The 13,683-nt window shown below is 62.7% G+C and carries 4 protein-coding genes; all 4 read right to left on the bottom strand.

All coding sequences use genetic code 11. The features are described from left to right. From VR863_RS14540 to VR863_RS14525, 4 genes are read right to left on the bottom strand one after another with little or no spacing between them, the layout of a single operon-like run. Positions 1-2,145 carry a type I secretion system permease/ATPase gene (locus VR863_RS14540; protein WP_324829185.1) on the bottom strand — a complete coding sequence of 715 codons (2,145 nt, stop codon included), beginning with the start codon at positions 2,143-2,145 and terminating at the stop codon, positions 1-3. Between the two features lie 15 nt (positions 2,146-2,160). Then, positions 2,161-3,564, bottom strand: a complete 1,404-nt coding sequence (locus VR863_RS14535; RefSeq protein ID WP_324829184.1) for a TolC family protein — start codon at positions 3,562-3,564, stop codon at positions 2,161-2,163. Positions 3,565-3,581: 17 nt separating this feature from the next. Continuing rightward, entirely contained in the window at positions 3,582-4,283 is a 702-nt protein-coding gene (locus VR863_RS14530; protein WP_324829183.1) for an OmpA family protein, read from the bottom strand. A 31-nt stretch (positions 4,284-4,314) separates the two neighbouring features. Beyond that, entirely contained in the window at positions 4,315-13,653 is a 9,339-nt protein-coding gene (locus tag VR863_RS14525; protein WP_324829182.1) for a T1SS-143 repeat domain-containing protein, read from the bottom strand. Positions 13,654-13,683: the final 30 nt, after the last annotated feature.

Genomic DNA, 13,683 nt, shown 5'->3' with positions numbered 1-13,683 from the left:
TCATTGTCCTTGCGCCAGCGCCGAACCGGCCTGCGCCAGAACCTGTTTGACCGGACCGTCGGCCACAACGCGGCCGCGATCGAGGACAATAAGCCGGTCGCAGATCGCGAACAGCGCGGGACGATGCGTCGCAATGACGAGCGTCTGGTCCGCCTTCATCGCCGCGCCGAGGCGATCGACGAACATCTTCTCGCTCTGGCTGTCCATCGCACCGGTCGGTTCATCCAGAAACAGCAGTTCGCACGGCTCCACCAACGCACGCGTCAGAGCCAGGAAGGATCGCTGGCCGCCCGACAGGCGCCGCCCGTCTTCACCCACCGGACGGTCGAAGCCACCCGAATCGCGCGAGAGGAATTCGTCAGCACCGGTCATCTTCATCGCCGCGATCAGCTGCGCGTCGTCGACACCTTCCGCCGACAACGCCAGATTGTCCTTGATCGTGCCGGTAAACAGCGCCGCATCCTGGCCCACGAAGCGCAAGGCGCGTCGCAAATGCTGTGGCCGGAACTGGCGGCTGTCGATCCCATTGATCAGCATCGCACCTTCGGTCGGAGCGTAAAGGCCGCACAGAACCCGCCCGAGCGTGGATTTGCCCGACGCAACGCGCCCGACAATGGCGACCTTTTCGCCCGGCGCGATTGCCAGGTCGATTTCGTGAAGCGCCGCCTGCGACGTATCCGCATAGGCGAACGAGAGTTTCTCCATCCGGATCGTCGGATTGGCGAGCGCGGATTGGGTGATCGAGCTGCCCTGGCGCCGTTCGTCGCCGCCTTCGAATAGGCGTTCGATGCTTTCGAGCGTTTCCTGCGCCTGGCGGCCCCGCGTGAGCAGGAAAGCGATCTGCCCCGCCGGTGCCAGCGAGCGCGACGACAGCATGACAATCGCGATGATCGCACCCATCGAAATTTCGCCCGCGGCGAAAAGGTAATACCCGCCGATGATGAGAGAGACGGTCGAGATCTGCTGGAACGTCTGCGCCAGTCCGACGGCATAGGAATTCACATCGCGCAGGCGTTGCTGCGAATGGGTACCGATGTCGGCAAGCCGGTGCCAGCGCGACATCATGGTGCCTTCGCCCGACAGGCTCTTGAGCGTTTCCATCCCGGTCAGCGATTCGACCAGCATGGTCTGCTGCAATCCGTAATCGGCCTGCGCATCGCGGGCGGCATCCACGACCTTGCGCTGAAGGATGTAGCCGGCGGCGAACATCATCATAATGATCGTCAGCGGCACCAGCGCCAGCCATCCCCCGATGACCGCGATCACGGCCACGAAAATGAACAGGAACAGCACGTCGATCACCATCACCAGGCTGGTGGAGGCGAAGAAATCGCGCACGATGGTATATTCCGAGACGCGCGCCGCCATCGAACCGGTATGCCCTTTGCGTTCATCCAGCGGAGACGCGAGCAGACGGCCGAAGATCTTCTGAGACAGCTTGAGATCGAGGCGCCGGGTAATCTGGTCCACGACCGAGGTCCTTGCCCGGCGCAGGGCGTATTCCAGCGCGAAGGCCAGCACCACGCCGATGCCCAGAACCCACAGCGTTTCGGCTGCCTTGTTCGGGATCACCCGATCATAAACGTTCATGGTGAAGATCGGCAGCGCGATGGCCAGCAGATTGATCAGCAAAGACGCCAGGAACACGGGATTGAACGAACGGCGTTCTTTCCTCAGCTCGCTCCAGAACCAGTGATCGCGCGCCTTGGCATGCCACGGAGCTTCGCTTTCGCGCAATTCATCAGGGTCGCCAAAAACGCTGATCAGCGATCCGTCATAGGCCGCCGCAAGATCGCTGTGCGCTTCCCATTGCTCGACACCGCTTGCCGGGCGCCAGACCAGCAGGTCGCCGGCGCGTGCGTCGAGAACGAGGACAGTCTCGCCGTTCTTCTGCTGGACAAGCGCGGGATAGCCCCGCGCCGTGCCCGGCAATTTGCGCGGGTCGGCCGGGTCATAGTTGAGCCGGGCCAGTTCCAGCGCGGCCCCGGCCTGATGCCAAGGCAGGAAGCCGCGCTCGTCGCGCGGCACCTGCCCCAGCAAGGTGGTGTCGAATGCCGGCCCATACCGACGCGCGACTTCCGCCACGCATTCGGTCAGCGTGTCGATTTCCACGCCCTCCAGGACCTCATCGACAGGCGACACCATTGGCTTCCAATCTCCCTACTGGGGATAAACGCGGCGCTGCAACTCGGCCGGTGTTGGCGGACCATAGTTGAAACGCTCACGCTCAGCCGATCCAGCACCTGCTCCCGGCGCGATTTGCAACGCGTCCAGGAAAGTGTTGGTAGCAGCAAGCGATTGGTATTGCGCGAACAGTTGAGAGAAGCGTGCCGTTTCGAGACGCACCTGCGTGTTGAAGCGCGTGTTCTGCGCGTCGAGCACGTCCAGCAGCGAACGGCGGCCAACGTTGAACTGGCTGCGATAGGACAGCAGCAGATCGTCGCTCACCTGGCTTTGGCGATCCAGCGCCTGAACCACGCGGCCCTGCGTTTCCAGCGCCTGCCAGGCAAGACGGATGTCTTCTTCGGCGGCACGCTGGCGTTCGTGCAGGGCATAGCGCGCCAGGCTGGCCTGACGGATGGTTTCCTGGATACGGGCCTGCTTGATCCCGCCATCGAAGATATTCCAGCGTAGAACGGCGCGGGCCTGCACATCGTTGGTTTCACCGCGGAAGCCGTCGATATCCTCGCCGACCCGGCCGCGCACTTCGACCCCAATGGTAGGATACAGATCGCCTTCTGCCGATTTGACCAGCGCATTGGCTGCATCGACATCGGCCTGGGCTTCACGCACCAGCGGATTGCGCGTGCGCGCCATGCCGACTGCGGTTTCCAGATCCGGCTGCATGGCCGAAGCGAGATTCGGCGGGACGACCGCACCCGAAATATCGAGGCCGGTCAGCCTGCGCAGGCTGATGTAGGCGTTCTGCAAACCGAGCGTCGCCTCTTCCTGCTGCACACGCGCGGCTTCGAGCCGTTCTTCGGCCTGTTGGCGATCGGCAATGCTGATCGATCCCTGTTCGACGCCCTTGCCAAGATCGGCCACCAGAGACTGGTGGAAGCTGGCGTTGTCCTGTGCGGCCGCCGAAACGCGTTGCTGCAGCAGCACGTCGAGATACTGGCGGGCCACCTGGAGCGCGATGAATTCGGACCGTTCGACGACGCGCAACGATGCACCGTCAACGCGTGCCGCCTGCCGGAGCAGTTCGCCCCTTCGACGTCCGAAATCGACGACGGTCCACTCGCCGGTAATCCCGGCTTCGAGGGGATAGAGTTCCTCGTCCGCAATCCCCAGGGTTCGGCGCGTGTTGTTTTCCAGCCTGCGGACACCCGCAGACGCTTCGATATCGACCCGCGGCAGGTACAGGCCCTGCGCCTGCTTGCGTTCGAATTCGATGGCTTCCTTGTTGAACTGTGCCTGGATGATCGCAGGGTTCGACTGCATGGCGACCGCGATCGCTTCCTGCATCGATACGGCATCGGTTTCGGCACTTTGGGCCATGGCCGCGGGCGATGCTCCGGCCAACATTACTGCCGCAAGCGCGGCTAGGGTGTGCTTACGCATTATCTTCCCCCCCTCTCTCAATTGTTGACCAGGATTTCGACGCGGCGATTCTGAAGCTCGCGCACACCGTCGGCTGTCGGCACGCGCGGGCTTTCTTCGCCGCTTGCCGTCGTGTCGAGCGCCGATTGCGGAATACCGCGCGACGTCATCAGATTGGCCACCGCATCGGCCCGGCGCTGCGAAAGTTCCAGATTATAGGCGTTCGAACCCGAACGGTCGGTATGCCCGACCACTTGGAAAGAGGACCAATTGCACGGCCCTGCGTTTTCCGTGACGTAGGAAACGATTTCCGCTGCGTCCGGACCGGGCGTTGCCGAATCGAATTCGAAGAAGATCAGCCCCGGCAATTCGCGATTGCAAACAGGTGCGGGTGGCGGAGTTGCGGCGATCACCGGGCGCGGGCGCGGCACGTCCATCATCCGGTCGTAGGCCATCCGGCATTTGGACAGGGAAACCTCGTCGCGGGTGCGCGACTTGAGGTAACCCAGCGCGATCCCGCACTGCGCCTTGGCTTCCGAGGCCCAGATATAGCGCGGATCGTTGGCGCTTATGTACGCCGGGTCCTGCGTTGCCGCCAGGGCGGCGTCATAACGTTGCTGGACTTCCCCGCGAACGGAGTTTGTGTCCATTCCCTCCCACGTATCCTGCGCCATGGCCGGTGTGGCGGCCAGGCCGGATATCGCAACAGCGAGCGATAGGTGTGTTTTTATCTTCGTCATCGTGTTCCCCCATGTTTTCTTGTCGGGACGATCAGGCGTGCGTTATCGCGTCTGCAATCTGCTCCATGTCCGCATTCATATTCAGGCCGACAGACATCATGTGAGCCCCTCCGACATCTGCGTTCAGAAGGTTGGTGATGATGCCATCGCCGCCAGTCTGAGCGAGCTGCGGAACAGCACCATCGGCATTCACAGCGGCCGCGAAGTAATCGATCGTCTGATCGAGCGCTTCCTGGGCCGCTATCCCTGCAAGCGCATCGGCACCGTCGATGCCGGCCATTTGCGGGGCCACACTCTGGCCCTGTGCGGCCATGACGAGCAGCGCATCCATTGCGGACATCGGGTCCGACATCGGCATTGCGGATGCATACTGGTCCGCCATCGAAGGTTCGCCAATATCCGCCAGCGGTGCGGACACCGCCATCGGCTGGTCGAAGCCCTGGGCAAACACCGGGTTCGTTCCGTCGAGGTCGAAGGCGCCGAAATCGCGCACGGCGTCGATCCCCTGATCGAACCCGGCACTGCCCAGCATCGCGCCGAGATCGAAACCGGCATCCAGGCCCGTTGCCGAGACCATCGCCATGGGCGTGCCCACGTCGAGACCGACCATCGCCAGTCCGTTGCTGCCCGTGTCGATGCCGAAGCTATCCGACCCGAAATCGAGGCCCTGATGCATCGCCAGCCCCGACACCGCTGCCGTGAGCGTCGCCATTTCAAGGCTTCGGGCGTCCGTGCGCAGCCCGAAGGATGCGAACCGCGCGTCGTTGTCGTTCGCCAGCATGTCGTTGGCGGCCAGCATCGTTTCCTCCGCCGAAGCCATGACGTGCTTGGAAAGGTCCAGCATCTCCATGCTTTGCGGCAGGGTCGTATCGACCAGCACCGACAGGCTCGAAACACTCGACGGATCGCCATCGGAATCGGTGGCGCTGATTTCGAAATCGAGCGCCTGGTCCTGCGGCAGGACGGTTTCGAAGACGGTGATACCGCCAATCTGGATACGGCCACCATCTGTCGGAGAACTGGTGTTCACGTTCTCGATACGCATCTGGTTGAAGGTGATCGTCGGATCGATCAGCACGTCGCCCGTAGCGGTAACCAGCACGGTGCCACTTTCGGTTTGCCCGGTTTCGGTATTGTAAGCGGTCCACTGCAGCGTGACATTCGGTCCGATGTTTCCGGGCGAGTTCTTCAGCGTGTTCACATTGATGCTGAGCGCGCTCAGGAACTGGGGGTCCGTCAGGGCCGGATCGTTTCCGAGGGCGCCCGGGTTGTGGAACTCCATGATGAAGTGTTCGCCGATGTCGAGGTGCGTATCCCCCACGCCGAAGTTGTTGTTGTTGGCGTTAACCTGCGGGTCGGTGATGCTGTCGGTAGAGAATTCCACCCGGCCCAGTTCGTTCACCGCAGTGTCGGGATCGTCTTCCAGTTCGCGGAAGCCCGGACCACCTGCCGTCAGGTTGCTGAACGACAGGTCCACTTCGACCGCCGCATCGGCTGTCACCAGCGTATAGGTGTAGTTTCCGGCGGTATCGACTTCGAGGGTGTAAAGCGTGGTGCTGCCAGCCGAAGCCGTCAGTATCGCGCCATCGTTGATCCCGTCGTTGTCGCTGTCGATCTGGACCGTGGTGTAGGTCACCCCGGCGAGCGGTGTGCCGGTGTAGGTGATGGTGAAATCCCCATGCCCGTCGCCGCCAGCCGAATAATCGAAAGTTCCGCTCGCGGTTTCGCCATCGAAATTGGGAACGCTCGTGGTAGCCGGCGAGAAATCGCCAAGGATCGGGCTGTCATCTTCCACCGTAACGGTGATGCCGTCCGTGATCGTGGTCGTGGCCGTGCCGTCGTTGACGCTTACCGGAATGTCAAAGGTGAAGATATCTTCGACCGTGGCGTCCGGATGGTCGATCTGGCCGACCAGGTCGACGGTCCAGGCGCCGGTGTCATCGATGCCCACGAAGATGACCGATCCGGCCGTCGTGGCGCCGGTGAGAACCTGGCCATCGGGGCTAAGCTGCCAGGTGATCGGCAAACCGCCCGAAGTCAGACCCGGTGTGCTGGGCAGTCCGAGCGTCACGGTGAAGCTGCTGTCGTCCACATCGACGATGGTGATCTGACCGCTGTCCTCGAACGAATTGGTGGTGTCCGTGGGGACGCCGTCGGTATCGGGATTTCCGCCCGGGAGGCCTTCTTCGGACACTGCCGCGACGCTTCCGGTGACGATTGGCGCATCGTTTGAGCCGGTGATCGTGATCACCAGCGTCGTTGTCGAATGGTCTCCGTCGGCATCGACGATCGTGTAGGTGAAGGTATCGGTTTCGCTTTCCCCGTCGCCGAGCGACTGCACGGCGCTGTTGGTGAGCGCGTAGGTGTAGGTTCCGTCACCGTTGAGGGTGAGAACCCCGAATTCACCATCCGTGGTCCCGTCAACCGTGCCGGCCCCGCCGAACCCAGAAACGGCGGTTACGGCCGGATCGCCCGCGCCATCCGCACCGAAAGCATCGTCGGCAACGACATTGCCGCCAACCGAAACGGCATCTTCATCGATCGTGTTGGTGTCAGGATCGGCCAGCGGCGTGTCGTCATCGACCGTGATCAGGACCGATCCAGTTGCCGTGACAGTATCGCCATCGGCGTCGATTGCCTGCACCAGAAGCCCGAAATCGATCGTGATTTCGTCTTCGGTATCGACACCCGAATGATCCAGCGGCGCGAACAGCTGGAACTGCCAGGCACCGTTGCTCGCAAGCGTCATGGTGAAGACAGGTGCGCCGTTTGCAGTCGCGCTGACGGAATTGCCATTGACGACATAGCTGAGCGGCACACCGCCCGATTCAAGACTGAGTCCGGCGAGATAGGCTTGCGCGCCGGTTGTGTCGAAACCGAAGGTGATCGCCGTGTCGGCGCCGCCGCTGAACAGGGCGGTCACACTGCCGGTCGCAATCGTTCCGACCGTGCCTGCGCCGCCATCGATATCGCCGGGTCCGCCTTCGATGCCGTCGGGCACCAGCGCGTCTTCATCGACGCTGCCGCTGGAGTTGCCAGGCGCCGCAACCGGGCTGTCGTCTTCGACGGTTACGGTGATGCCGTTGGCAACCGTGGTCGTCGTGGTGCCGTCGCTCACATTGACCGGGATGGCGAAGGTGAAGATGTCTTCGACCGTGCCATCGGGATGGTCGATCGCACCCACCAGGTCGATGGTCCAGGCGCCCGTGTCGTCGATCGTCACGACGATGACCGATCCGGCCGTCGTGCTTCCGGTCAGGACATGACCATCGGGGCTGAGTTCCCAGCTGATCGGCAGACCGCCCGACGTGAGGCCCGGCGTAGTCGGCAAGCCAAGCGTAACGGTGAAGGTGTCATCGTCGGGATCCACGATCGTGATCTGACCGCTATCTTCAAAATCGTTGGTCGTGTCGGTCGGATCGCCGTCCGCGTCGGGATTGCCGATCGCAAGGCCTTCTTCCGATACCACTGCAACGCTTCCGGTTACCACGGGTGCGTCGTTCGCACCGGTAATGGTAATCACCAGCGTGGCGGTGTCCTCGTCGCCGTCGGCGTCAATGATGGTGTAGGTGAACGTATCGGTTTCGCTTTCGCCCTCGGCAAGGTCCTGGAGGATACCGGGGGTCAGCGCATAGGTGTATGTACCGTCGTCGTTCAGCGTCAGGACGCCGAATTCACCATCGGTGGTTCCGCCAACCGTGCCTGCGCCGCCGAACCCGGCAATCGCGTTGATGGCCGGATCGCCCGGGCCATCGGCACCAAATCCGTCATCCACGCCGTCGGTCAGGATGTTTCCGCCGACTGATGCCGCGTTTTCGCTCATGCTGTTGGTATCATCGACCGCCAGCGGCGTATCGTCGTCAACCGTGACCACGACCGAACCGGTTGCAGTCACCGTGTCGCCATCAGCATCGGTCGCCTGAACCAGCGGGCCGAAGTCCACCAGAATGTCGTCTTCGGTGCTGTTGATGGGGTGATCGAGCGGACCGGTCAGTACGAACGTCCATGCACCGGCAGTCGTCAGGCTCATCGTGAACACGGGCGTGGCACCCGCACTCGCTTCGATAGTCGTGCCGGTGACCACATAGGTCAGGGCAACGCCGCCCGATTCAAGGCCGAGGCCGGTGAGGTAAGCCTGCGCTGCAACGGTGTCGAAACCGTAGGTCAGCGGGGCATCGGCGCCGCTGCTGAACAGCGCGGTGACGCTGCCCGATGCGGTCGCATCGACCGTTCCCGCACCACCATCGATATCGCCAAGCCCGCCTTCGATGCCGCCGGGAACCAGCGCATCTTCATCGACGCTGTCGGCCGACGTGCCGGCAACTGCAATCGGCGTATCATCGTTGACATTGACCACCAGCATGCCGTCGGCCGTATCGTTATCGCCATCGGTCACACGATAGGTCAGGGTGAAGCTGAGATCGTTCTCGTCGCCGCCCGGCGCGTGGAGGACATTTGCATTCTGCGTGACCGCGTAAGCGCCCGTCGCAGCATCCAGAGTGACCGTGACGACAGTTACCCATGCGCCATCCTGGAACTGCTGGACCAGCACACCGGCGCCATTCTGCACATAACGGAAATCCGAAGACGGCGCGCCAGAGGTGAGGAAGGCGATCGTGCCACCGTCATTGCCGAAATCATGACCCAACGTGCCCGCGGTGTTTGCCGTATCGGGATCGACGTCGCCCGTGCCATCGGGGATGCCGCCGGCCTGCGTGTCATCGTCGAGCTGGACTTCGAGGTTGCCCGAAGTGCTCGGCGCGTCGTCGAGGAAGGTCAGATCGCTGCCGATGGAGATCGTTGCACTCGACGTGTCGCCATCGCCATCGGTGGCCGTTGCCGTGAGCGTGATCAGATCGTCGCTGGCAAGGCCGGTGGGTTCGTTATCGAGCGTGGGGTCGGCGTGCACAACTGCGCGCTGCTGGTCGAGCGTTACGGTGCCGTCAGCGGCGACCGACACGATGAAGACGATGTCTCCGCCGGTCTGCGTACGCCCGACGACCTGCCCGCCTTCGAGCGTCAGGACGACAGCCTCGTTCGAAAGAGTGTCCACGAGGCCGGTCGAGCCAGCCCCGATACCAAGAGCATAGCCCTGACCGCCACCCGCCGCAGCGCCGTCGGCGCCGAAGTCGAACGTGAACACGTCGGAATAATCCGCGGAATCATCGGTGCCGAACGTGGTTTCGTCGACCAGCAGGCCGGGCGCCAGTCCGGTAACGGTGACGCTTGGCCCATCATCGGCAAAACGGATGTTTCCGCCGAGATCGAGGGTAACCGTTTCGCTCGCTTCGTCCCCGTCGCCATCGACGATCGAAGCCGTTCCCTGCAGCGACAGGATACCGTCACCCAGAATTGCGAGCTGGAGGTCGTAAGGAGCCGACGTGTCACCCGGAAGCGCGTGGTCGATCTCTTCGTATTGCGTCAGCGCGACAACGCCCGTGTCGGCATCGACCGAAAGGCGGAACACGTCCGTGCCGCCAGCCGAACCGACGATATCCGCACCGTCGAACGCCAGCGTAACCGGCACGCCGTCGCTGAACAGACCCGAATTGGGGTTATCGATCACGAAGGCAAAATCCCAGTCGATGCTGCCTGCACCGTCCGATCCATAGGACGACGATGCCACCGAAAACGCGTTGCCGAAGTTGATCGCCGTCACATCGGTATCCGACGCCGCGCCGATCGTGTCGACATCCTGCGTGATGAGAACGATCTGGTCACCGTCGATAACGGCCGCATCGATCGACGGACCATCGTCACGGAAAGACAGGGCGCCGCCGATTGCCGCAGTTGCCGTGGCGGTATCGCCATCAGCGTCGGTTACGGTTGCGCTCAGCGTGATGATGTCGCCCGTCAGCAGCGTGGTCGCATCGTCGTGGTCCGTGCTATCCGCATGAACGACTGCACGTTGCTGGTCGAGCGTTACCGTGCCGCTGGCATCGACGGTCACAACGAAGACGATGTCGCCGCCGGTTGCCGTACGGCCAACCACGGCGCCAGCTTCGAGCGTCAGCACCACGGCTTCATTCGAAAGTGTATCGACAAGGCCAGTCGAACCGGCCGCGATACCCAGGACGTAATGCGAAACGCTGCCGGGTCCGTCCGCGTTGTAATCGGGCGTGAACAGGGCCGAGAAGTCCGCGCTGGCATCGGTGCCGAGATCGGTTTCATCGACTTCCAGCGTGCCCGCGCCGGCTGCAACCGCATCAAGCGTGGGAAGATCGTCCGACACGTTGAGTGAGACAGCGGCGGAAACGGCGTCGCCATCGATATCTGTCGCAACGACCAGCACCGAGCCGAGCTGGGCAAGGTCATCGCCAAGGTCAGGATGAAGCGCGTAATTGTCCGTAAGTGTCAGCGTAACCGTGGCGGTGGTGCCGGTTACGGAAAGGTCGAGCACGACAATCGTGTCGGCGCCGTCGCGGCCCACGATCTGTGTGTCGGAAACGCGTTCCCACGTCAGTCCGCCGCCAAGCGCATCGAGTGCGGTCGCGCTGTCATCGAACACGATCGAGGCGATGGCGTCGGATCCGGGGGTGAAGACGATGTTGGCGCTGTCGGTCACCGGCGTGGAAGGATCGGACCCGTTGGCCAGGTTTTCATCGTCAACCGAAAGCGACACCGGCGGCCCCGCAAGGGGATCGGCGCCGTCGGTGATGGTGATCGGCTGCGTGGCGATGTCGAAATCGTCGTCGCCATCGGTAAGCGTGTAGGTGAAGGACGCGTCGATCGGGCCATTGGTCTGGTCCAGTCCGGTCGCCGGATCGAAGGTCCAGTTGCCCGCCGCATCGAAGGTGTAGGCACCGTTGGCGGTGCCGACCGACGTGGTGCCGGTTGCCGCAACGGCATAGTCCGTGCCGCCGATGGTGACCGAGGTCACCGTAGCGCCGTCCGCGCCTTCGACATCGTTATCCATCACATTGCCGGACAAGGCCGCAGGGGCGCTGGCATCCTCGGCGATCGAAAGTGCAGTTTCGCTAACCGCGTCGGGAACGTCATCGATAATGCTGACGACGACGCTTCCGCTGCCGATCAGGTTGCCGGCGGTGTCGTACACTTCGTAATCGAAGCTTTCGGCTCCGTTGACGGTGTTGGTCGTGTTCTCCGCCGTGTTGCCATCGGTGAACGGCGTGTCGAGCGTGTAGGTGTAGCTGCCAGTGTCCGGGTCCAGCACAAGGGTACCGAAATCGCCGTCGGTGGGGCTGGTCAGGACATAGACCAACGGACCGGTTACGCCGGTTACCGTGATCTGGCCACCTGCCGTTTCGCTGTCGGAACCCGCGTCGCTACCGGCGGGAAGGCCCGCTTCGTTGACCGTCGCATCGTTATCCGAAACCGTGCCCGCAACGTTTTCCACGTCGATCGTCAGCGTGGCGGTCGCGGTGTCACCGTCGCCGTCGACGATGGTGTAGGTGAAGACGTCGGCCGCATCGGCGTTGGTCGAATTGGCGTTCGACACATAGGTGTAGGCACCGGTTGCCGCATCGACGGTGAGCGTGCCGTACTGGCCCGTAATGACCAGATTGCCATCCACGATCGCAACCGTGGATGTGTCCATATTGGTGCTGGTCAGCGCGACCAGCCCGGCAAGGCCATCGGCGCCGCCGATATCGTCAGCCGCGTCGGTCAGGACATTGCCTTCGACGGTCAGGCCTTCGGTGACGCTGGCCGAATTGTCGAACGCGCTCGGCGCATCGTCATCGAACGTGATGCCGAGACTGCTGACGGCTGAATCGCCATCGGTGTCGGTGACGATGAAATCGATCGAGACGAATGCGTCCGTGCCTTCGTCGTTCGGACCACCTGCGTGGAGCACATTGTCCACCAGGGTAACCTGATAGTCGCCGGTTTCCGCATCAAGCAGCTCGACCGTGAACAACACGCCGCGCGGACCCGTGGCGGTCAGTATGGAGCCGCTGAGCGAGAAAGTGACAGTTTCGGTACCCACGGTCGCGGTCGCGCCGTCGAGCGTCGGATCGAACCCGATCGACGCGGGTGCATCGCTGCCCGGATCGAAGGTCAGCGTGCCGGTGAACGTGGCTTCGCTGGTGTCGCTCGCATCGTCTCCGGTGTTGGCATCGAGATCGCCCGCGGTCGAACTCGGGTTGCCACCGACAAGCCCGTCGTCATCGACGCTGGCGACGGCAGTGCCGCCAAGTGGGACGGAATCGGGCAGAAGGGTGATGGTTACGGTGGCCCGCGCATCGCTGCCGTCGTTGTCGGTGATCGTGTAATCGAAGGTTACCTCGCCCTCTTCGCCGGGGCCGGGAACATAGGTGAAGGTGCCGTCGCCATTATTGGTCAGCGTGCCGGTTCCGCTCAACGTGCCATCGACAAGTTCGATGGTCGAAATCGCCACGCCGTCAGCACCCTCGACATCGTTGCCGAAGACGTTGACGGTTACCGGCGCATCTTCGGTTTCCTGTGCACCGGAATCATCGCGCGCAATCGGCTGATCGTCGATGACTTCGATCTGAAGTGTCGCCGATGCCCGGTCGCCATCGGTATCGACCACCGTCATCGTGAAGAAGCCGTCCACGGTCTCGCCGACAAGGTTGTCGGCCAGCGTGTAGATGAACCCGATTTCGCCGCCCGCCAGGTCGATGCTGGTGATCCTCAGCGTGCCAAATGGCGATACGAATTCCTGCCCCACTTCGGACACTTCGACACCGTTGATCAGCACCGCGGAGACGCCGTCGATGGCGCTGAACACGATGGTGCCGCTGGTGATTTCCGCATCCGTATCGGGGGCGGTACCCGCCGTTTCGTCCACACCATCCACCGTGCGCGCCGGAAGGCCTTCCTCGTCAACCCGGCCGATAGCGGCAATCGCACCGGCAGGATTGTCGGGGGTGATGACGATGATTTCCGGCGGCCTGTTGGCCAGGTTCGGAATGATCTCTTCTTCCTTGTACTCGGGGAAGGCGAGTTCGGTGTAGGGGAGCAAATCGCCCAATGCGTAGGCGGCCTGGATGTCGCCGACATCGCCAGCGAAATTACCGCCCGAGCTCTGCGGCGAACCCGCAGCGGGCTGCGGTTCGTTGCCGATCAGCAGCGCGGCGATGTTCTGCGGCGGAATGGTAACTCCGTCGACCACGAACTGCGGGACGAGGATAGCGCCATCGGGAATGCGGATGACCGAACCGTCTTCCAGCGTGACCAGGATATCGCGGCCATCGACGGCGATGCCTTCAAGCGCGGCTTCGGAAGGCAGGACGACGACATTGTCGGGTCCGGGGTTCAGAACCCGAGCGCCCGCCCCAGCCGGTTGAGGATTTCCCGCAGGTTGGCTCTGGAGATTGACAGTGGATCCGTCTTCGAAAGTTTCGGAACCCGCATCGGTCGGCTCACGGCCCGTGAAATCCATCATTCCAACATTCCTCACTAATCACAGGCAGGA

This window comes from Qipengyuania zhejiangensis (assembly GCF_035607565.1).
In the GTDB taxonomy this organism is placed as follows: domain Bacteria; phylum Pseudomonadota; class Alphaproteobacteria; order Sphingomonadales; family Sphingomonadaceae; genus Qipengyuania; species Qipengyuania zhejiangensis.
The sequence above is the reverse complement of the archived record's forward strand: the minus strand, read 5'-3'. Positions and strand labels throughout refer to the sequence as shown.

Excerpts from the sequence above, each read along its gene's own strand:
- VR863_RS14535 (WP_324829184.1), bottom strand. The coding sequence starts at position 3,564 with ATGCGTAAGCACACCCTAGCCGCGCTTGCGGCAGTAATGTTGGCCGGA.
- VR863_RS14525 (WP_324829182.1), bottom strand. The coding sequence starts at position 13,653 with ATGATGGATTTCACGGGCCGTGAGCCGACCGATGCGGGTTCCGAAACT.
- VR863_RS14530 (WP_324829183.1), bottom strand. The coding sequence starts at position 4,283 with ATGACGAAGATAAAAACACACCTATCGCTCGCTGTTGCGATATCCGGC.
- VR863_RS14540 (WP_324829185.1), bottom strand. The coding sequence starts at position 2,145 with ATGGTGTCGCCTGTCGATGAGGTCCTGGAGGGCGTGGAAATCGACACG.